The following is a 20,830-nucleotide window of genomic DNA, read 5'->3' as shown; positions in this document are numbered from 1 at the left end:
CGGCTGGTGCGCAGGTAGAATTTCCCCGGACACTTCTAGCCACGTCCGGGAGCGTGGCGACCTACAACCCTCCCCGCGAGCGGGGAAGTTCAGGGAGGAACGCCCCTTTCCGCAATACATGATCGCGCCTTCAGGGGCGGCTGGCGTCAGTCGAACCCGAACCTCACGCCACTTCGCGACACCAGCGTCAGCTCCCCGCCGCGAGCGCGCGCAACCTCGCGCGCGCAACGGCGGCGCGGCTCAGTCGAGCCGGCGCGCCAGCTCCACGTTGAGCCCCAGCGCCACGAGCGTGCCGAGCGCGCCCGAAAGCAGGTACGCGCCCGCCGCCACCAGGCCGAAGGCGTGCGTCAGCGCCAGTGCGGCGAGCGGCGCGAAGCCGGCGCCGAACAGCCAGGCGAGGTCCGAGGTCAGCGCCGCGCCGGTGTAGCGGGCGCGCTTGGGAAAGTTGCTCGTCACCGCACCCGAGGACTGGCCGAACGACAGGCCGAGCAGCAGGAAGCCCATCACCATGAACAACACTTCGCCGGCGCGCCCGCCGTTCAGCAGCGTCGGCGCGAACCCGCTGTAGGCGGCGATGCCCGCGGCGGTGTAGCCGAGCACGCTGCGACGACCGATCCGGTCAGCGAGCAGACCCGACAGCACGATCGCACCGATCCCGATCACGCCGCCGATCGTCTCGATCAGCAGGAAGCTGGCGATGCTCTCCTTGGTGAACAGATTGACCCAGGAGAGCGGGAACACCGTCACCATGTGGAAGAGCGCGAAGCTGGCGAGCGGCGCAAAGGCGCCGATGATGATGTTGCGCCATTGCGCCTTCACCGTCGCGCCGACCGGCGACGGGGTGAGTTCGCGGCTCTTGAACAGCTCGGTATATTCAGGCGTGACGACGATGCGCAGCCGCGCGAACAGCGCCACCACGTTGAGCGCGAACGCCACGAAGAAGGGGTAGCGCCAGCCCCAGGAGATGAAGTCCTCGGCCGGCAGCGTCGAGACGAAGAAGGCGAACAGCGCGCTCGCCACCACCAGCCCGAGCGGGGCACCAAGCTGGGGCACCATCGCCCACCAGCCGCGCTGCTTCTCCGGCGCGTTGAGTGCGAGCAGCGAGGCCAGCCCGTCCCATGCGCCGCCGAGTGCGACACCCTGACCGATGCGAAGCAAGGCGAGCATGATCGCGGACCAGCCGCCGACCTGCGCATAGCCCGGTAGAAAGGCGACCAGCACGGTGGAGGTGCCGAGCAGGAACAGCGAGATGGTCAGCTTGGTGCCGCGGCCGTGGCGACGGTCCACCCACATGAAGATCTGCGTGCCGATCGGGCGCGCGATGAACGCCAGCGGGAACAGCGCGAACGACCACAAGGTGGCGGTGATCCGCTCCATATACGGGAACACCACCGCCGGGAACACCAGCACCGAGGCAATGGCATAGACGAAAAAGTCAAAGAACTCAGACGTCCGGCCGATGATCACGCCGATGGCGATCTCGCCGGGACGGACCTGATGGTCGCCCCGGGTGTTGACGTTGCGGGCGTCGCGCTCGAGCGGCGCGGAATGTGCGGTGGCCATTACATGTTCCCGATCGGACGTATCTCAGGGCTCCTTAGCCTAAGTGCCACAACGCCGGGATGGGACAAAATGTCCTATTCCGCTGCGCCGCAGCAAAGCTTAGCTGCGCGTCCATGAAGCCCCTGCCCGCCCTTCTGCCGTTCCTGCGGCGCGCGACGTCCGCCGTACCCCTCCTGTCCGCGCTTGGTGCGCTCGCCCTGCTCGGCGGCTGCAACACCGTGGTGATGAGCCCGGCCGGCGACGTCGCCGTTCAGCAATCGAACCTGATCATGTGGTCGGTCGTGCTGATGCTGCTGATCATCGTGCCGGTGATGGCGCTGACGGTGGTGTTCGCGTGGCGTTACCGCGAGACCAACACCGAGGCGAGCTACGAGCCCGACTGGGATCACTCTACCGGGCTTGAGCTGGTGATCTGGTCGGCGCCGTTGCTGATCATCATCGCACTGGGCGCGCTCACCTGGGTGGCGACCCACACGCTCGACCCGTATCGCCCGCTCGCGCGCACCGCGCCGGGCAAGCCCGTCGCCGCGACCGACCGCCCGCTCGAGGTGCAGGTGGTCTCGCTCGACTGGAAGTGGCTGTTCATCTACCCCGAGCAGGGCATCGCCACGGTCAACGAGCTGGTCGTGCCGGTGAACCGGCCGGTCAAGTTCACGATGACCTCGTCCAGCGTGATGAACGCGCTCTGGGTGCCCGCGATGGCGGGCATGGTCTACACGATGCCAGGCATGGAGACGGTGCTCCACGGGGTGCTCAACCGGCCCGGCAAGTTCGCTGGGCGCTCGGCCAATTACTCGGGCGCCGGCTTCTCGCACATGACCTTCTGGACCCACTCGGTCTCGCCCGCGCGGTTCGAGCAATGGGCCGCGGGCGTGAAGCGCAACCGCTGGCAGCTCGACACCGCCACCTACCTGCGGCTGGAGAAGCCGACCGAGAAGGTGCCACCGCTCGGCTTCGGCACCGTCGATCCCACGCTGTTCCGCCGCGTCGTCGGCATCTGCGTCAAGCCTGGCAGCGATTGCATGGAAGGCATGTCGCACGCCGGTCCCGCGGTGAACGACCGCGCGCCGCGCGCCGGCGAGGCCAAGGGCGCACTGACCCGCGAGCCGTCCGAGAAGGGCACCGCGCCGCATCTCAGCGCCCCGCACGGCCAGGCGCCGGGGCAGAACGACCCGGGCGCGGACAGCAACCGCAACATGACCCAGCTCCACCTTCCGGCGCCGCTGCGCGCCAACGCCTCGCAGGAGGCTTGAGGACACCATGTCGGACGATCTCGTAAAGACGATCTTCGGGCGCCTCTCGATCGAGAGCTTCCCGATCCACGAGCCGATCCTGGTCGGCACCTTCGCGATGGTGGCGCTCGGCGGCGCCGCGCTGCTCGGCGCGCTGACCTATTTCCGCTTGTGGGGCTATCTCTGGAAGGAATGGTTCACCAGCGTCGATCACAAGAAGATCGGCATCATGTACATCGTGCTCGCGCTGGTCATGCTGCTGCGCGGCTTCGCCGACGCGCTGATGATGCGCGCGCAGCAGGCGATCGCCTTTGGCGGCAACGAGGGCTTCCTGCCCGCGCACCATTATGACCAGGTGTTCACCGCGCACGGCGTGATCATGATCTTCTTCGTGGCGATGCCGTTCGTCACCGGCCTGATGAACTTCGTCGTGCCCTTGCAGATCGGCGCGCGCGACGTCAGCTTTCCCTTCCTCAACAATTTCAGTTTTTGGATGACGGTCAGCGGCGCGGTCATTGTGATGATGAGCCTGTTCGTCGGCGAGTTCGCGCGGACCGGCTGGCTGGCGATGGCGCCGTTGTCGGGGCTTGATTACTCGCCCGATGTGGGGGTCGACTATTACGTCTGGGCGCTCCAGATCGCGGGCGTCGGCACCTTGCTGTCCGGCGTCAACCTGCTGGCCACCATCATCAAGATGCGCGCGCCGGGCATGGGCCTGATGCAGATGCCGATCTTCACCTGGTCGGCGCTCGTCACCAACGTGCTGATCGTCGCCGCCTTCCCGGTGCTGACCGCGGTGCTGGCGATGCTGAGCCTCGACCGCTACGTCGGCACCAACTTCTTCACCAACACCGGTGGGGGCAACCCCATGATGTACACCAACATGATCTGGATCTGGGGCCACCCGGAGGTGTACATCCTGATCCTGCCCGCGTTCGGCGTCTTCTCGGAGGTGGTCTCCACCTTCTCGGGCAAGCGGCTGTTCGGCTATACGTCGATGGTCTATGCGCTGATCGTCATCTGCATCCTGTCGTACCTGGTGTGGCTGCACCATTTCTTCACCATGGGCTCGGGCGCCAGCGTCAACAGCTTCTTCGGCATCACCACGATGATCATCTCGATCCCGACGGGAGCGAAGATCTTCAACTGGATGTTCACGATGTATCGCGGACGCATCCGGTTCGAGCTGCCGATGATGTGGGCGGTCGCCTTCATGCTGACCTTCGTGATCGGTGGCATGACCGGCGTGATGCTGGCGGTGCCCCCGGCCGACTTCCAGTTCCACAACTCGCTGTTCCTGGTGGCGCACTTCCACAACGTGATCATCGGCGGCGTGCTGTTCGGCATGTTCGCTGGCGTGAACTACTGGTGGCCCAAGGCCTTCGGGTTCAAGCTGGACAAGTTCTGGGGCACGGTCAGCTTCTGGTGCTGGGTGGTGGGCTTCTGGGTCGCGTTCACGCCGCTGTACGTGCTCGGGCTGATGGGCGTCACCCGCCGGCTGCGCGCCTTCGACGACCCCAGCCTGCAGATCTGGTTCGTGATCGCCGCGGTGGGCGCGCTGATCATCGCCGCGGGGATCGGCGCCATGCTGATGCAGTTCTACGTCAGCATCCGCGATCGCGAGAAGCTGCGCGACACCACCGGCGATCCGTGGAACGGCCGCACGCTGGAATGGGCCACCTCGTCGCCGCCGCCGGCGTACAATTTCGCCTTCTCGCCGGTGATCCACGACCTCGACGCGTGGCACGACATGAAGCAGCGCAAGGCCGAGCGGCCGACCGAGGGCTTCCGTGCGATCCACATGCCCAAGAACACGGGCGCCGGGATCATCCTGGCCGGGCTGTCGACCGTCTTCGGGGTCGCCATGATCTGGTACATTTGGTGGCTGGCCGCGCTCGCCTTTGTCGCGCTGCTCGCCGTCGCGATCGGCCATACCTTCAACTATGACCGCGACTTCCACATTCCCGCCGAGGAGGTGGTGAAGAACGAGGACGTGCGCACCCGCGCGCTCCAGAGCGCGGGGGTCTGAGACACATGAGCACGATGACGCAGACCCCGCCCGGCGCGGAAAACCCGGTCTTCTACGACCTGGACGAGCACGAGCACCCGCCGGGGCACAGCACCATGCTGGGCTTCTGGCTCTACCTGATGAGCGACTGCCTCATCTTCGCGATGCTGTTCGCCGCGTACGGCGTCTACGGCGGCAGCTACGCGGGCGGGCCGACCGCGCGCGAGCTGTTCGAGCTGCCGCTGGTGGCGGTGAACACGACGATGCTGCTGCTGTCGTCGATCACCTACGGCTTCGCAATGATCAGCGCGGACGAGCGCAAGCAGGGCGCGGTGCTCGGCTGGCTCGCGGTGACGGCGCTGTTCGGCGCCGCCTTCCTCGCGATCGAGCTCTACGAGTTCAGCAACCTGATCCACGAGGGCGCGGGGCCGCAGCGCTCCGCCTTCCTGTCGTCCTTCTTCACCCTGGTGGGAACGCACGGCTTGCACGTCACCTTCGGCCTGGTCTGGCTGGGGACGCTGATGGTGCAGGTGTCGCGCCGCGGGCTGGTCGACGCCAACCTGCGCCGGCTGCAGTGCCTGTCGCTGTTCTGGCACTTCCTCGACGTCATCTGGATCGGTGTCTTCACCTTCGTCTATCTGCTGGGAGTGCTGCGCTGATGAGCGCCGACACGCATCACGGCCACGCCGCCGATCACGCGCGGGGTCACGGACACGGCCATGACGACCCGCACGGCGGCGCCGCGCATGGCTCGCGCAAGGGCTATTGGATCGGCTTCCTGCTTTCGGTGCTGCTCACCGCGCCTGCCTTCGGGCTGGTGATGAGCGGCGTGATCACCGACCCGCGGCTCACCGCGGGGATCGTGATGGCGCTCGCGATGGTGCAGATCGTCGTCCACATGATCTACTTCCTGCACATGAACACCAAGTCCGAGGCGGGCTGGACGATGATGGCGCTGATCTTCACCGCCATCATCGTGGTGATCGTGATCTCGGGCTCGCTCTGGGTTATGTACCACATGAACCTCAACATGATGCCGCAGATGCAGGCGGAGATGTCGAGCGCGGGCATGTGACCCGGCGGCACGTCTTCCTGGCGCTGGCGGTGCTCGGCACTGTCCTGCTCGCCGGGCTGGGCGTGTGGCAGGTCGAGCGGCGCGCGTGGAAGCTCGCGCTGATCGATCGGGTGGAGCGCCGCCTCGCCGCCGCGCCGGTGACGACGCCGCCGCGCGCGGCGTGGCGCGGAATCGACGACGACAGCGCCTATCTCCGCGTTCGCGCCACCGGCCGCTGGCGCCCCGCCGCACCGGTGTTCGTCCAGGCGGTGACCGACCTCGGCGGCGGCTATTGGGTGCTCGCGCCGCTCGACACGCCGGGCGGCACGATCCTGGTCAACCGCGGCTTCGTCCCGCTCGGTGATCGCGCCGCGATCCACACGCCGACAGGCGAGGCGAGCGTCACCGGGTTGCTCCGCGTCACCGAGCCCGATGGCGCCTTCCTCCGCGACAACGACCCCGCCGCCGACCGCTGGTACTCGCGCGACACAGCGGCGATCGCGCGCGCGCGGCGGCTGGGTCAGGTCGCGCCCTATTTCATCGACGCCGATGCGAGCGCCGCGGCGGGCTGGCCGCGCGGCGGGCTGACCGTGGTCCGCTTCCGCAACACGCACCTGATCTACGCGCTGACCTGGTTTACGCTCGCCGCGATGATGGCCTATCTCGCCTATCGCATCGCCCGCGCGCCGCGGGACGCGTGAGCGCCGGTCCTGTGCTCCGGCGGACCCCGCCAAAAGCCGCGAGCGCCGGTCTGTGTGACCCTTGGTTCCTGCATACGCAGGAACACGGCGGGATGCCCGAGGACGTTCAGCTCTCGCACGAAAGACGCTAGTCTAACCTCATGCCCCACCTCGCCAACATGCTCGGACCGCTCGCGCGCGGCGGACCGGGCGGACGCAACGTCCGCCTGCTCGCGCTGCTGCGCTGGCTTGCGGTGGCAGGGCAGCTCGCCGCCATCCTGCTGGTTCATTTCGCCGTCGGGGTGCGGCTGCCGCTGGTGCCGATGCTCGGCGCGCTGGCGGTGCTGGTGGTGCTCAACGTGGCGGTCAACCAGGTGGTCGAGCGCCGCCCGATCACCAACGCCGCGCTGTTTGCCACCTTGCTGGTCGACGTCGCCTGCCTGACGACGCAGCTGTACCTCAGCGGCGGGGTGAGCAACCCGTTCGTCACGCTCTTCCTGCTCCAGGTCGTGATCGCGGCGCTGCTGCTGCGCGGCTGGACCAGCTGGGCGATGGTGGTGATCACCAGCACCTTGTTCGCCTGGCTCGCCTGGGCCGCCCCGCCCTTCCCGCTGCCGCACTTCTGGGCGTCGGAGCTGTCGCTCCCCTATGTCGCGGCGAGCTGGTTCAACTTCACGCTCACCGCGACGCTGCTCGCGCTGTTCGTCACGCGCATCGTCCGCAACGTCTCCGAGCATGATGCGCGGCTCGCCGCCTTGCGCCAGCGCGCCGCGGAGGAGGAGCATATCGTCCGCATGGGGTTGCTCGCCAGCGGCGCGGCGCACGAGCTCGGCACGCCGCTCAGTTCGATCGCGGTGATGCTGGGCGACTGGCGGCGCGAACCCGCGATCGCGCGCTCGCCCGCTTTGCTCGCCGACCTCGACGACATGCGCGCCGAGGTGACCCGCTGCAAGGACATCCTGGGCCAGGTGCTGCTCGCCTCGGGCGAGGTGCGCGGCAACGCCCCGGTGCGCACCACGCTGCGCACCTTCCTCGCCGGGATCGTCGACTCGTGGAACGAGAGCAAGGGACCGACCGCGACCTACGAGCATCTGATGACGAGCGACCCGCGCATCGTCGCCGACAAGGCGCTGGCGCAGACGATCACCAACCTGCTCGACAATGCGGTCGAGGCCGGAGCGAAGACGATCACTCTGTGCGCCTGGTGGGACGGCGACCGGCTGGTGCTGGCGGTGCGCGACGACGGCGCCGGCTTCCCGCAGTCGATCCTCGACGGGTTGGGCAAGCCTTATCTCAGCACTAAGGCGCGGCGCGGAGCCGGGCTGGGGCTGTTCCTGGCCGTCAACGTGCTGCGGACGCTCGGCGGGACGGTGTCGGCGCGCAATCGCGAGCGCGGCGGCAGCGAGGTGACGCTGACACTGCCGCTCGCCGCGATCTCGATCCCGGAGGAGACATCATGAGCGCGCGCCGGCTGCTGATCATCGAGGACGACGCGGTGTTCGCGCGCACGCTGGCGCGCTCGTTCGAGCGGCGCGGCTATCAGGTGCGCGCCATCACCGATCCGGAGGAGCTCGACGCCGCAACGGCCGAGTTGAAGCCCGACCACGCGGTCGTCGACTTGCGGCTTGGCAGTGCCTCGGGGCTGACCTGCGTCGAGCGGCTCCACGCGATCGATCCGGCGATGCGGATCGTCGTGCTTACCGGCTTCGCCAGCATCGCCACCGCGGTGGAGGCGGTGAAGCTGGGGGCGACCAATTACTTGTCCAAGCCGGCGAACTCGGACGACATCGAGGCCGCCTTCCAGGCCTCGGGCGAAGGTGACACCTCGGTCGAGCTGGTCGCGCACCCCACCTCGCTGCGTACGCTGGAGTGGGAGCATATCCACCAGACGCTGGCGGACTGTGGCTTCAACGTCTCCGAGGCAGCACGACGGCTGGGCATGCACCGTCGCACCCTGGCGCGGAAGCTGGGCAAGCGGCATTTGTGATCGATGTGCCCCGGCGTAGGCCGGGGCCCAGGTGGGATGTCAGTTGTGAGCCCCACCAGCCTCTCCCAACTAGGCCACGGCCTACGCCAGGGCACAATAGCTACGCCCCGAATCGCACTTTCGCGCCCGCGTAGTAATAGCGCCCGAGCGACGAGATCGGCTGATCGACTGAGTCGACCGAGGGCCGCTGGTTCGCCAGATTGTTGACGCCGACGTAGAAGCCGATGCCCTCGTCCGGCGCGACCTGCACCTGGACGTCGTGCTGCCACAGCTCCTTGTAGCGCAGCAACGACGCGGGCGCATAATCGGGGTTGTTGTCGGTGGTCAGCTTGGCGAAGCGCCGCGTCGCGTCGAACCAGCGCAGGTTGTAGCTCAACGTCACGACGCCCAGCGACCACGTCGGCGAGAAGACGAAATTGTACTTGGGGCGATTGAACTGATCGACCTGATCCTCGACCTGCGCGCCCGGCGTCGCGATCTGCTCCAGCTTGTTGAGGTAGCCGCCGACGAAGCGGATATCGAATGTACCCGCCGAGGCGGTGCGGAGGACGTAGCTGATATTGAGGTCGAGCCCGGCGGTGGCGAAGCGCGCCACGTTCTGCGGCTGCACCGTATAACCGTTGATATAGCCGGTGCCCTGTCGCCGGCGGATCGCGGCGCAATAGACGTTGTCGAGCGTCGGCTGATCGACGCAGAGGTTGGCGATGGTGTTGGCGTCGGCGATGCTGATCGCGTCGCTCAGGCGGATGTCATACCAATCGGCCGAGATCGTCAGCCCCGGCAGGAAGCGTGGGCGTAGCACCGTGCCAGCGGTCCAGGTGCGCGCGGTCTCCTCCTTCAAGCCCGGGTTGCCGCTGCGCGAGCCGTTGATCAGCACCGCGGCATCAGGGTTGTCCGCAGCGGTGAAGGCGGCCGGATCGGCGCCGAGCCCGCTGATCAACGTGGCGCAATTGGCCGCACGGGTCGACGTCCCGGCGTTGCGATTCTCGACGTAGCACGGGTCCGAGAAGAAGTTGGTAGCCGGCCCGACCGGCGCAAACAGCTCGCCGATGTTGGGCGCGCGCACCGCCTGGCTGTAGCTGCCGCGGAAGCTGATGTCGCGTACGGGCGCCCAGAGGCCGTTGAATTGATAGGCTTTGGTGCTGCCGATGGTGGAATAGTCGGAATAGCGCCCGGCCGCGCCGACCGAGAGCGTCTCGAAGAAGGGTTGGTCGCGCAACAGCGGCACGTCGACCTCCCCGAACACCTCGTACACATCGAAAGCGCCGCGCGAGGGCGAGATCACGAAGGTCGGGTCGAACTTGTTGCCCTCGTCATATTGGTACCATTGCTCCCCGGTAAGGAAGCTGTTGGGATCAAAGCGGCTGGTCTCGCGCCTATACTCGCCGCCGAGCGCGAACTTCACCGGCCCGCCGGGCAGGGCGAACAAGGCGCCGAAGTCGCCCGTCAGCGCCGCGCTCGCGACCGATTGAGTGACGCGCGCGCTGCTGACATTGTTGTTGGTGGCCCAGGCCAGTGCCGCGGGATCGGTGACGTTGACCCCGAACGTGTTGATCGGGAGGCAGCCGCTGTTCGGCCCCGGCGTAAAGCTGACCGTCGGCACCTGCACCGCGGCGGGGTTGAGGTTCGAGCGGCACGTCGGGCGACCGGTGGAGGGATCGGTCACCACGTCGAGCGCGGCGTAATAGCGATCCTCCCAGCGGTCGTTGAGCTTCGTGATGCGTACGTCCGTCTGGCCGTAAGTGTAGGATACGTCGTAGCGCGCATGGTCGCTCACCGCGCCGGTTGCCGCGATCACGCCGCGCCAGGTACGGCGGCGATCGCTCTCACCGGTACGCGGAAAGTCGGTGTTGTTGCGGTTGGACGAGATCACGCGCTGCGCATTCGCCAGCGCGGCGTCGCGCAGGTTGAGCGGTAGATAGGGGTTATCCAGCGTGAAGTCGCCGGTGTAATTGCCGGTGAAGCCGCCGAAGGTGGTGGCGGTCGACTGGACGAACTTGCCCTCCAGGCTGAGCTGGAACACGTCCGAAAAATCATAGTGGGTCAGCAAATTGACGGCGTGGCGCTCGGTCTTGGGCAGCAGATCGCCGACATAGCCTGCGACCGAGGTCGCGCTGCCGCCGCTGGCGAACCCGCCGCCCGCATCGATACCGGGGTCGTAGAGCGAGCCGTCACCGTTGTAGAGCGTGCCACCGATGTCGATCACGCCTGCGGGCGAGCCGCCGGGATAGCGCAGGTCGCCCGCGAGCACCTGCTGATAGGTCCCCGAGCCCGGCCCGCCATAGGCCGGGTTCGACACCGTGTAGAGCCGGTTCTGGCGGCGCAGGAAGGAGCGATCGTCGTTCTGCAGCGGATCGTCGGCGTTATACTCGTAGTAAGCCGTGACATTGCCGCGCCCGCCCGCGAAGTTCTTGCCCGCCATCAGCGAGGCGAAGCGGTTGCCGGCGTCGCCCTGCTCCGAGATGCCGAACTGAGTGCGGCCCGCGACGCCGTCGAAGTCGCGCTTGAGGATGAAGTTGACCACGCCCGACACGCCGTCGGCGCCGTACACCGCCGAGGCGCCGCCGGTGAGCACGTCGACCCGCTCGATCAGGTCGGTCGGTAGCGAATTGATGTCGACCGCGGCGGAGTCGATCTGGCCCGAGACGTGGCGCCGCCCGTTGACCAGCACGAGCGTCCGCGCCGAGCCGAGCCCGCGCAGGCTAAGCAGGTTGAGCCCCGCCGCGCCGTACAGCTGGTTGTCGGGCCGGTTCGGGCCCGCGCTGTCGGCATTGTCGAGCGAGGTGGTCAGCGCCGGCACGCGCTGGAGGAAGGTGGTGACGTTGGTGTTGCCCGACTGCTGGATGCGCTGGCTATCGAACGAGACGATCGGATTGGGCGCTTCGAAATCGGGACGTGCGATGCGCGACCCGGTGACGACGATGTCCTCGCTCGAGCCGGTGCCGGACGTGTCGGGCGCGGCGTCGGAAGGTGCCGCAGCCTGCGCCCAGGCCGGCACGGCAGCGACGCAGGCGAGTGCGCCCGCGAGCAACATGGCTCGCGAGGAGAGCTGAGACGGCATCCTGGTTCCCCTTCGGATCGCGCCGGGCCCTGCATGCCGGCTTCTTCTTTCCCGCTCGAACGTCCGCCGAGCCGGAAAGTTTCTAATTGTTAACAACCTAGCGCAACCCAATTTCGGGCGAGACGTTGATGCAGCGTGACATACGGGGGGAAGCTCGCGCGTGCCGCGGGTTGGTCCCGGCGCTCCCTGGTCGCGGCGCTTTCGACGGCCGCGGCGGGTGGCTGTACCGCGCGACGTTCGTCCGACACGATCAGCCTGTGGGCGATGAGCTACGAGGGCGACTATTCGCCGATGCTCATGCCCGCGTTCACGCGCGCGACCGGCTTCCAGGTCGAGGTGCAGACGCTGCCCTGGACCGCGGCGCACGAGAAACTACTCACCGCGCAGGCCGGCGACTCGCTGCCGGACGTGTTCATGCTGCCGGATGGCTGGGTCGGCGAGTTCGCCCTGATCGGTGCGCTCGCGCCCGTCATCGACGCCGCACTGCTCACCGGCTTGTTCCCCGGCGTGAGCGCGGCCACCGGACCGAACGGTCAGCCCTATGCGGTGCCCTGGTCAGTCGCGCCACAGGTGCAATATTACCGCCGCGACCTACTCGAGCGCGCCGGCTATGCCGCGCCGCCGGAGGACTGGGATTCGTGGCGCCGCATGGGGCAGCGGCTGAAGGCGCGCGCGCCCGACAACTACGCCTTCCTCATGCTGCTCAACTGGTGGGACACGCTCTTCACCTTCGCCGGGCAGACCGGTGCGCGGCCACTGCGCGAGCGCGACACGCGCGGCAATTTCCGCGACCCGCACTTCCGCGACGCGCTCGCCTTTTACGTCTCGCTGTTCCGCGAGCGGCTCGCCCCGCCGGCGCTGTCCACCGAGGTGCAGGATCCGGTCGCCGCTTTCGCGCAGGGCTACTTCGCGGTCTATCCCTATGGCCCGACGTTGACGCTCGACCTGCATCGCCGCGCCGCCGAGATTCCTCCCGCGCTGTGGAGTACCGCGCGCATGCCCGGTCCGCAGGGTCCCGGGCGCGTCTCCGGCATCGCGGCGAGCCTGTGCGTCTCGGCACGCTCGCGCCGGCCCGCCGCCGCCTGGTCGCTGGTGCGCCACCTCACCTCATCCGCGAGCGAGCTGACCTATCAGCGGCTGATCGGCACCCTGCCAGCGCGCGCCGCCGCCTGGGACACGCCGCAACTGCGCCAGCCCGCACTTGCCGCTTTCGCCGAGCAGATGCGCGATCCGACGCGTGAGCCGATGATCGTGGAGTGGGAGCGGATCCGCATCGAGGTGCAGCTGATCGCCGAACGCGTGGTGCGCGGTCAGCTCGGCATCGACGCCGCGCTGGTGGCAATGGACGACCGCGTCGACCGGCTGCTCGCCAAGCGCCGCGCTTTGGTCGAGGCGGGGCAGCTGACGTGACCCGGCAGGAGCGCACCGCCTGGGGATTTGTGCTGCCGGTGCTCGCGATCATCCTGTTCGTCTTCGCTTTGCCGACCTTGCTGGCGTTGGCGCTGAGCGTCACCGATTACTCGATCTACGCGCTCGCCGACTGGGGCGCGCTGCGCTTCGTGGGGCTCGGCAACTTCGCCGACCTGCTGACCACGCCGCTGTTCTGGCGCGCGCTCGGCAACACCGCACTGTTCGCCCTACTTGGCGTACCGATGGCGATCGGTACCTCGCTCGCGGCGGCGCTGCTGCTCCACGACGCCAGCGTGCGATGGAAGCCGCTATGGCGCGTGCTGCTGTTCGCACCCTATGTCACCAGCGTGGTGGCGACCGCGGTGGTGTGGCGCTTCCTGCTCAACACGCGCTTCGGGCTGCTCAACCGCGCACTCGACTGGGTCGGTGTGCCGCCGGTCGACTGGCTCGGCGACCCGCATGCCTCGATCCCCGCAATCCTGCTGTTCGTCACGTGGAAGATCTTCGGCTACAACATGATTGTCTTCACCGCGGCACTGTCCGCGGTGCCGCACGACCTGATGGAGGCGGCTCGGCTCGACGGTGCCTCGCGCTGGACTCGCTTCCGCCACGTCACCCTGCCCGCGATCGGGCCCACCTTGCTGCTGGCCGCCGTGATGAGCGTCGCTGGCTTCCTCCAGATCTTCGCCGAGCCTTATGTGATGACGCTCGGCGGGCCGGCGCAGAGCACGACCACGGTGCTGTACTTCATGTTCGACGAGGGGTTCAAATGGTGGAACCTCGGCCAGGCTTCGGCGGTGGCGTTCATCCTGCTGCTGCTGATCCTCGCGCTCACCTTCGTGCAGGCGCGCATCGGGCGACGCTACGAATGGCTGTGACCCGCCGCCACTGGCGCGCGATCGCCACCAACGCAGCGGTGGTAGCGGTGACGCTGCTCACCGCCGCGCCGCTGGTGTGGATGGTGCTCGTCTCGTTCATGCCGCGCGGCGAGTCGAGCCGCTTCCCGCCGCGGCTGTGGCCGTCCCACTGGTCGTGGGAGAATTACCACGAGCTGCTCGCGCGCCGGCTGATCGACGGCGCGTGGTTTGACTATCGCATCGTGCCGGCGCTGTGGAACAGCCTCGCCGTGGCGGCGCTGTCGACTCTGCTGGGACTGCTGCTGACCGTGCCCGCCGGCTATGCGTTCGCCAAACTGCGCTTCCGCGGACGCGAGCGGCTGCTTCAACTGCTCGTCGCGGCGCTGGTTGTGCCCGGCCAGGTCGCGATGCTGCCCTTGTTCCTGATCTTCAAGGAGCTCGGGCTGGTGAACAGCTATGCCGGCGTGATCCTGCCCTCGCTCGCTGGCATCTTCGCGATCCTGTTCGTGCGTCAGGCGGCGCTGTCGATCCCCGACGAGATGCTCGACGCGGCGCGGCTCGACGGCGCCAGCGAGCGGCGCATCTTCGCGCAGATCGTGCTGCCGCTGCTCGCGCCGATCACGGTGACGCTGGCGCTGTTCATGTTCCTGGGCAGCTGGAACGACTTCCTCTGGCCGCTGATCGTGCTGGCGGACCAGCAGCTCTACACGTTGCCGGTCGCGGTCGCGGCGATCTCGCGCGAACATGCCGCCGACGGCGAGCTGATGATGGCGGCGGCGGTGGTCACCACCCTGCCGGTGCTGATCCTCTTCGTGCCGCTTCAGCGCTTTTATATTAGCGGGCTACTCGGCGGCAGCGTCAAGGGCTGAGGCGGGGCGCGGATAGGCGCGGCCGTCGCTGTCGAACAGATGCGCCGCCTCGGGCGCGACCGCGAAGCGCAGCCGCTCGCCCAAGGTCACCGCGCGGTCGCCGGGCAGCTGCGCCACCACCGCTGGGTGATCGCCAAATGTGCCGAGATGCGCGAAGGAGAGCGGACCGAGCCGCTCGAACAGCTCGACCACACCGGCGAAGGCGCCGCCGTCGGCGGGATAGAGGTTCTCCGGCCGCACGCCCAGCGTCGCCGCCGCGCCGACCGCGGCAGCGGGCACCGCGACCGCGACGCGCAGCTCGGCGCCGTCCGCCAGCCGCACCGTCGCGCCGTCGTGGTCGGCCGCGGCGATCGTCACCGCGAGCAGGTTCATCCCCGGCGAGCCGATCGCGGCGGCCACCTCCAACGTCGCGGGCTCGGCGTAGAGCTCGAGCGGCGGCGCGACCTGCTCGACCCGACCCGCGCTCATCACGACGATGCGGTTGGCGAGCGTCATCGCCTCGAGCTGATCGTGCGTGACGTAGATCATCGTGCTGCCGAGCTGCTGGTGCAGCCGCGCGAACTCGTGACGCATCCGCACGCGCAGCGCGGTGTCGAGATTGGAAAGCGGCTCGTCGAGCAGCAGCACCTTGGGACGACGCACGATCGCGCGCGCGATCGACACGCGTTGGCGCTGCCCGCCCGACAGCGCCTTTGGCCGGCGCGCGAGGAGCGGCATCAGGTCGAGCGCTTCGGCCACCTCCTCGACGCGACGGCGCACCTCGGCCTTGGCGAGTCGCGCCACCTTCAATGGGAAGGCGATGTTCTCGTAGACGGTGAGGTGCGGGTAGAGCGCATAGGACTGGAACACCATCGCCAGCTCGCGGTCGGCGGGCGCGGCGTCGGTCACGTCGTTCCCGCCGATCAGCACCCGGCCCGCGCTCGGCTCCTCGAGCCCGGCGATCAGCCGGAGCAGCGTCGACTTGCCGCAGCCCGAGGGGCCGACGATCACGACGAACTCGCCGTCGGCGATGTGGAGATCAGTGGGTCGGAGCACGTCGCTCGCACCGAAGCGCTTCGCGAGCCCCTGGATGTCAACGCTGGCCACGGCGGTGAGTGTCGCTGGTTAGCGGGGCGGTGACAAGGGGCGGCTTTCGTCATCGATCCTCCCCGCTCGCGGGGAGGGGGACCAGCCGCAGGCTGGTGGAGGGGGGCTTCCGCGAGCACTGCGCCATGCGCCCCCCTTCACCACCGCGCTGCGCGCGGCGGTCCCCCTCCCCGTGCCGGGAAGGATTCGGGTGTCGCTACTTGCCCGGCCGTGTGACGCTAGACGCCGCCGCCGCCCCCCTCACAGCCGCCGGTGCTTGCCGCCGTAGCGCTGGCCGATGTAACTGCCGATCCGCGCCATCTCGTGTGCGGCCGCGCTCGTCGCCTCGGCGCAGCACGGCATCGGATCGCGCTCGGCCTGCGCCGCGCGCGCCGCGACGCGGTCGCACAGATCCTCGATATCGGCGCGCGACAGCAGGTTCTTCTCGCGCATCAGGCATAGCAATGTCTGAAGGATGACGATGCTCTCGTCACCAGCGCGCTCGTTCGACAGCATCGCCCTCTCCTCGTCATTTCGAGGAAAGAGTACGCCGAATCTGCCCGGCTGCAAGCAAACGTTTGCGCGTCAGCGCAGTCCGCCGCGGAAGACGCGGTACAGCTCCACCGAGTTGCTGGTGTGGTTGGGTCGCGTGGTCACCAGCTGCTCCTGCGCCAAATAAGCGGTACGCTGCGCGTCGAGCGCGGTCAGGAACGAATCGCCCCCGGCACGGTAGAGCGCGTCGGACAGTCGCGCCGCCACGGTCGCGGCCCCGGCGCGCGCCCTGTGTGGACACCTGCTCGCCGATCGTGCCGCGCTGGGCGAGCGCGTCCGCCACCTCGCCGAACGCGGTCTGGATCGTCCGCTCGTAGGTCGGCACCGCGACCTGCTGCGAGGCCTTGGCGTCATCGAGGTTGCCGCGTTGCGCCCGCCGTCGAACAGCCGGTGTAGGTTGTGCCGCCGTACGCGCCTGGGTCGAACGTTTCATCCCTTGCGCCGACATGCCGGACGAGCGGCTCGTCTCCGAGATCATCGCCGAGACCACCCGCAACCCCCGCCTGGCCGCGATCTTCCGCTCGGTCGACGAGCGGCTGATCCAGGCGCTGAGCGCGATCGTGCCGCAGGCGAGCGCGGCCGAGCCGCTGCGCTTTCTGGCCGAGACGATCCTCGTCGTTTCGGCCAGAATCTGCCAGCGCCGGGTAATGAAGAAGCAGGAATCGCCGCCCGCGGTCATGGCGCTGCTGATGGACTTCGTCGACCGCGAGATCGCCCGTCTCGCCGCGCAGGCCCGACCGCCGCCGACTACGACCCCGAGGTGGTTGCGGCCACGCCCGTCTCGCGGCTAAATGTCCGAGCAATTTCAGGGGGTCTGCGTTTGTTGTCGAAGCCGACGAAGCTCGCGGACATTGCCGCGCTCGCGGGCGTGTCGACCGCCACCGTGTCGCGCGCGTTGTCGGGCCACCCGTCGGTGAGCAAGGCGACTCAGGCGCGCATCCAGGCGCTGGCGCGGGAGCACGACGTCCGCCCCAACCAGCTCGCGCGCAACCTGCGGCTGCGCAGCACCGGGGCGATCGGGCTGGCGATGCCATTGGGGCACGCGCGCACCCAGCATCTGACCGACCCCTTCTTCCTCTCGCTGCTCGGCTATATCGCCGACCTGCTGGTTGATCGCGGCTATGACGTGCTTCTCTCGCGCGTGCTGCCCGAGAACGGCGACTGGCTCGATCGGTTGGTCGACGCCGGACGAGTCGACGGCCTGCTGCTCATCGGCCAGTCGGATCAATATGAGACGATCGAGCGTGTCGCCACGCGCTATGGGCCGCTGGTCGCCTGGGGCGTCCACCGCGACGGGCAGCGTCACCTCGCGATCGGCTCGGACAATATCGCAGGCGGGCGGCTCGCGGCGGAGCATCTGCTCGAACGCGGTCGCCGCCGGCTGCTCTTCGTCGGCGACCCCGCCCCGCCCGAGTTCGCCGATCGGCTCGCCGGCTTCGCCGCGGCCGCGCGCGCGGCCGGGGTGCGCGCCGAGGTGCTCGCCACCGCGATGGATCCTGATCGAGTGCATGCCGCGATGCGGACCCGACTCGCGGTCGGCACCTTGCCGGACGCGATCTTCGCCGCCTCCGACGTCGCCGCGATGAGCGTGCTGCGCGCGGTGAGCGAAGCGGGACTCGACGTGCCGCGCGAAGTCGCGGTGATCGGCTATGACGACGTCACGCTCGCCGCCCACACCTCGCCGCCGCTGACGACGATCCGTCAGGACCTCGCGCGAGGCGCCGCGCTGATGGTCGAACGGTTGCTCGCGCGGGTCGCGGGAGAGGCGGCGGAGCACGCGGTGATTGTGCCCGAGCTGGTGGTGCGCGCCTCAACCTGAGCGGCACGCCGCGCGCATTCTGAAGCGGCAGGCACATCCACACCGGCAGAGCACAACTTCTAACGCAAACGTTTGTAAAAGGTTATTGCAATCGATTGCATAACGTTGCATCAACTTCTTAGCCGGTCGCGGAGACGACCGTTCACCCGCTGGGGAGGATATCATGATCGCGCGTTACCGCCTGCTCGCCGGGGTCCCGGCGCTGTTGCTCGCCGCTGCCGCTCAGGCGCAGACCACGGCCCCCGTCACCGAGACGGCGGCGGACCAGACAACCGACACGCCCGCGCTCGCCGAGGACATCGTCGTCACCGGCGTCGCACAGGGGCGCAACCGGCTCGACACCTCGGTGTCGGTCAGCTCGCTCGACGCCGACCTCACCAGCAAGATCCCGCCGCGCAACACCGCCGAGATCCTGCGCAACCTGCCCGGCGTCCGCGTCGAGGCGTCCGGCGGCGAAGGCAATGCCAACATTTCGGTGCGCGGCCTGCCGGTCGCTTCGGGCGGCAGCAAATTCCTCCAACTCCAGGAAGACGGCCTGCCCGTCCTCGAGTTCGGCGACATCATTTTCGGCAATGCCGACATCTTCATCCGCAACGACCTGTCGCTCGCGCGCATCGAGTCGGTGCGCGGCGGCTCCGCCTCCACCTTCGCCAGCAACTCACCCGGCGGGATTATCAATTTCATCTCTAAGACGGGCGAGCAGGAGGGCGGCTCGTTCCAGCTCTCGTCCGGTATCGACTATCGCGAGTATCGCGCCGACTTCGCTTATGGCGGCCGGATCGACGCCAACACGCGTTACGAACTGAGCGGCTACTATCGCCTCGGCGACGGCCCGCGCGAGGTCGGCTATGACGCGATGCGCGGCGGCCAGATCAAGGCGAATATCACGCGCGAGTTCGAGGGTGGCTACATCCGCCTGTACGGCAAGTATCTCGACGATCGCAGCATCGCCTATCTACCCAACCCGGTGCGCGTGAGCGGCAGCGGCGCAGACCCGAGCTACAGCAACGTGCCCGGTTTCTCGATCAACCAGGACACGCTGCACAGCCGCTACATCGGCTCGGTGCTGACACTCGACGGCGATAACCAGCCCGTGCGGCGCAGCATCAGCGACGGCATGCACCCCGACGTCAAGTCGGTCGGCTTCGAAGGCCAGGTCGCGATCGCGGACGGCTGGAACGTGACCGAGCGGTTCCGTTATTCGGACATCTCGGGCGACTTCATCTCCCCCTTCCCCGCCGGCGTCGGCGATGCGCAGACCGCCGCCGACGCGCTCGCCGGTCCGAACGCACAGCTCTATTACGCGAGCGGGCCGCTCGCCGGGCAGCGCATCGCGAGTCCGTCGACGCTCGGCGGCAACGGCCTGCTCGCCAGCGTGGTGCTGTTCGACGTCGACCTGAAGAGCCTCAACAACATCACCAACGATCTGCGCGTCAACGGCAAGGTCGATGTCGGCGGCGGCGCGGTGACGCTGGCGGCGGGCATCTACAACTCGCGCCAGGACATCGTCACCGACTGGCTGTGGACCAGCTTCTACCAGACCGTGCAGGGCGACGGCCGCTCGGTGCTGGTCGACGTGCGCGACTCGACCGGCGTGGCGCGCACCGCGGGTGGCACGCTCTACTCCGCGTCCTTCTTCGGCAATTGCTGCCGCCGCAGCTACGACATGCGCTACACCACCAACGCGCCGTTCGCGCAGCTCGGCTTCGAGCTCGGCCGGCTCAACGTCGACGGCTCGCTGCGCTATGATTTCGGGAGTGCCAAGGGCGGGATCGCGGGCGACCTGCCCGGCGCCACGACGACGCGCGCGCAGGACATCGACGGCAACGGCTTCCTCTCCTCGGCCGAGCAGGCAGTGGCGTTCATCCCCGCCAACCGCACGCCGGTTGACTATACCTACCGCTATCTCTCCTATTCGGCCGGTATCAACTACCGGCTGAGCGACACGCTGGCGGCGTTCGCGCGCTACAGCCGCGGCGGCCGCGTCAACGCCGACCGGCTGCTGTTCGGCCCGCTGATCGACACCACTACCGGCGGGCTGGTCGCGGGGGCCAAGCCATACGACTTCGTCAAGCAGGCCGAGGGCGGGCTGAAGTTCTCGACCGGGCCGCTGGCGCTCTACGCCACCGTGTTCAACGCGCGCACGCAGGAGACCAATTACCTGCTGTCGCAGCAGCAGTTCACCAGCCGCGACTACGAGGCGACCGGCGTCGAGCTGGAGGGCCGCTTTCGCGCCGGCCCCTTCTCGCTGACCGCGGCGGGCACCTATACCGACGCCACGATCAAGCGCGACGCCACCGACTCGACGCTCGACGGCAACCGCCCGCAACGCCAGGCCGCGTTCGTCTACCAGGCGACGCCGCAGCTCGACTTCGGGCGCGTGAGCGTCGGCACCAACGTGATCGGCACCACCTCGAGCTACACGCAGCCGATCAACGACCTGAAGATGCCCGCCTACACCCAGGTCAACGGCTTCCTGCTGGTGCGCGCCGCCGAGAACGTCAGCTTCAATCTCAACGTCAACAATCTGTTCGACGTCAAGGGCATCACCGAGGCGGAGGACGCGAGCATCCCCGCCAACGGGCTGGTGCGCGCGCGCTCGATCAACGGTCGCACCATTGCCGCCTCGGTGCGCTTCGATTTCTGACGCACAGGTGTGGCGGCGGCACTGGG

The 20,830-nt window shown here is 68.2% G+C and carries 18 protein-coding genes; 13 read left to right on the top strand and 5 right to left on the bottom strand.

Annotation, left to right across the window (positions count from 1 at the left end; all coding sequences use genetic code 11):
• Positions 1 to 240: 240 nt before the first annotated feature.
• Complete coding sequence (locus QBJ89_RS12070) at positions 241 to 1,563, bottom strand: MFS transporter (protein ID WP_277980742.1); 1,323 nt, start codon at positions 1,561 to 1,563, stop codon at positions 241 to 243.
• Between the two features lie 113 nt (positions 1,564 to 1,676).
• Between QBJ89_RS12070 and cyoA the strand changes: the two genes are divergently transcribed.
• From cyoA to QBJ89_RS12035, 7 genes are all read left to right on the top strand, one after another.
• Positions 1,677 to 2,816, top strand: coding sequence for a ubiquinol oxidase subunit II (cyoA, locus tag QBJ89_RS12065; protein ID WP_277980741.1), 1,140 nt, complete (start codon positions 1,677 to 1,679; stop codon positions 2,814 to 2,816).
• 7 nt (positions 2,817 to 2,823) lie between these two features.
• On the top strand, positions 2,824 to 4,824 hold the full coding sequence (cyoB, locus tag QBJ89_RS12060; protein WP_277980740.1) for a cytochrome o ubiquinol oxidase subunit I: 2,001 nt from the start codon (positions 2,824 to 2,826) through the stop codon (positions 4,822 to 4,824).
• 5 nt (positions 4,825 to 4,829) lie between these two features.
• Positions 4,830 to 5,462: a cytochrome o ubiquinol oxidase subunit III gene (cyoC, locus tag QBJ89_RS12055; protein WP_277980739.1), complete on the top strand. Its 633-nt coding sequence runs from the start codon at positions 4,830 to 4,832 to the stop codon at positions 5,460 to 5,462.
• The gene (gene cyoD / locus QBJ89_RS12050) at positions 5,462 to 5,878 is read left to right on the top strand and encodes a cytochrome o ubiquinol oxidase subunit IV (protein WP_277980738.1); all 417 of its coding nucleotides are present in this window, start codon (positions 5,462 to 5,464) and stop codon (positions 5,876 to 5,878) included. The genes cyoC and cyoD overlap by 1 nt, the downstream gene beginning before the upstream one ends.
• The gene (locus tag QBJ89_RS12045; RefSeq protein ID WP_277980737.1) at positions 5,875 to 6,558 is read left to right on the top strand and encodes an SURF1 family protein; all 684 of its coding nucleotides are present in this window, start codon (positions 5,875 to 5,877) and stop codon (positions 6,556 to 6,558) included. Before cyoD ends, QBJ89_RS12045 begins: the two co-directional genes overlap by 4 nt.
• Positions 6,559 to 6,698: 140 nt before the next feature.
• On the top strand, positions 6,699 to 7,997 hold the full coding sequence (locus QBJ89_RS12040; protein WP_277980736.1) for an ATP-binding protein: 1,299 nt from the start codon (positions 6,699 to 6,701) through the stop codon (positions 7,995 to 7,997).
• On the top strand, positions 7,994 to 8,524 hold the full coding sequence (locus QBJ89_RS12035) for a response regulator transcription factor (protein WP_277980735.1): 531 nt from the start codon (positions 7,994 to 7,996) through the stop codon (positions 8,522 to 8,524). Before QBJ89_RS12040 ends, QBJ89_RS12035 begins: the two co-directional genes overlap by 4 nt.
• Before the next feature lie 100 nt (positions 8,525 to 8,624).
• Here the strand turns inward: QBJ89_RS12035 and QBJ89_RS12030 are convergent, their stop codons facing one another.
• Complete coding sequence (locus QBJ89_RS12030) at positions 8,625 to 11,585, bottom strand: TonB-dependent receptor plug domain-containing protein (protein ID WP_277980734.1); 2,961 nt, start codon at positions 11,583 to 11,585, stop codon at positions 8,625 to 8,627.
• Positions 11,586 to 11,720: 135 nt separating this feature from the next.
• Between QBJ89_RS12030 and QBJ89_RS12025 the strand changes: the two genes are divergently transcribed.
• From QBJ89_RS12025 to QBJ89_RS12015, 3 genes are read left to right on the top strand one after another with little or no spacing between them, the layout of a single operon-like run.
• Positions 11,721 to 12,995, top strand: coding sequence for an extracellular solute-binding protein (locus tag QBJ89_RS12025; RefSeq protein WP_277980733.1), 1,275 nt, complete (start codon positions 11,721 to 11,723; stop codon positions 12,993 to 12,995).
• Positions 12,992 to 13,873 carry a carbohydrate ABC transporter permease gene (locus tag QBJ89_RS12020; protein ID WP_277980732.1) on the top strand — a complete coding sequence of 294 codons (882 nt, stop codon included), beginning with the start codon at positions 12,992 to 12,994 and terminating at the stop codon, positions 13,871 to 13,873. The genes QBJ89_RS12025 and QBJ89_RS12020 overlap by 4 nt, the downstream gene beginning before the upstream one ends.
• A complete protein-coding gene (locus QBJ89_RS12015) occupies positions 13,864 to 14,721 on the top strand; it encodes a carbohydrate ABC transporter permease (protein ID WP_277980731.1) in 858 nt (285 codons plus the stop codon). Before QBJ89_RS12020 ends, QBJ89_RS12015 begins: the two co-directional genes overlap by 10 nt.
• Here QBJ89_RS12015 and QBJ89_RS12010 read toward each other — a convergent pair.
• The 3 genes from QBJ89_RS12010 to QBJ89_RS20220 all read right to left on the bottom strand — a co-directional run bounded on the left by QBJ89_RS12010 (position 14,695) and on the right by QBJ89_RS20220 (position 16,545).
• Entirely contained in the window at positions 14,695 to 15,807 is a 1,113-nt protein-coding gene (locus QBJ89_RS12010; protein ID WP_277980730.1) for an ABC transporter ATP-binding protein, read from the bottom strand. The two genes, QBJ89_RS12015 and QBJ89_RS12010, sit on opposite strands and share 27 nt — an antisense overlap.
• 240 nt (positions 15,808 to 16,047) lie before the next feature.
• Positions 16,048 to 16,302, bottom strand: a complete 255-nt coding sequence (locus tag QBJ89_RS12005) for a hypothetical protein (RefSeq protein ID WP_277980729.1) — start codon at positions 16,300 to 16,302, stop codon at positions 16,048 to 16,050.
• A gap of 69 nt (positions 16,303 to 16,371) precedes the next feature.
• Positions 16,372 to 16,545, bottom strand: a complete 174-nt coding sequence (locus QBJ89_RS20220) for a hypothetical protein (RefSeq protein WP_431522534.1) — start codon at positions 16,543 to 16,545, stop codon at positions 16,372 to 16,374.
• Positions 16,546 to 16,784: 239 nt separating this feature from the next.
• On the opposite strand from QBJ89_RS20220, the gene QBJ89_RS11995 reads away from it, so the two are divergent.
• From QBJ89_RS11995 to QBJ89_RS11985, 3 genes are all read left to right on the top strand, one after another.
• Positions 16,785 to 17,129 carry a hypothetical protein gene (locus tag QBJ89_RS11995; protein WP_277980728.1) on the top strand — a complete coding sequence of 115 codons (345 nt, stop codon included), beginning with the start codon at positions 16,785 to 16,787 and terminating at the stop codon, positions 17,127 to 17,129.
• Between the two features lie 32 nt (positions 17,130 to 17,161).
• The gene (locus QBJ89_RS11990; protein ID WP_277980727.1) at positions 17,162 to 18,157 is read left to right on the top strand and encodes a LacI family DNA-binding transcriptional regulator; all 996 of its coding nucleotides are present in this window, start codon (positions 17,162 to 17,164) and stop codon (positions 18,155 to 18,157) included.
• A 163-nt stretch (positions 18,158 to 18,320) separates the two neighbouring features.
• Positions 18,321 to 20,804 carry a TonB-dependent receptor domain-containing protein gene (locus tag QBJ89_RS11985; protein ID WP_277980726.1) on the top strand — a complete coding sequence of 828 codons (2,484 nt, stop codon included), beginning with the start codon at positions 18,321 to 18,323 and terminating at the stop codon, positions 20,802 to 20,804.
• Positions 20,805 to 20,830: the final 26 nt, after the last annotated feature.

This window comes from Sphingomonas phyllosphaerae (assembly GCF_029623345.1).
GTDB classification, from domain to species: domain Bacteria; phylum Pseudomonadota; class Alphaproteobacteria; order Sphingomonadales; family Sphingomonadaceae; genus Sphingomonas; species Sphingomonas phyllosphaerae_C.
Note: the sequence above shows the minus strand (reverse complement) of the source record. Positions and strands in the feature narration are given on the sequence as shown.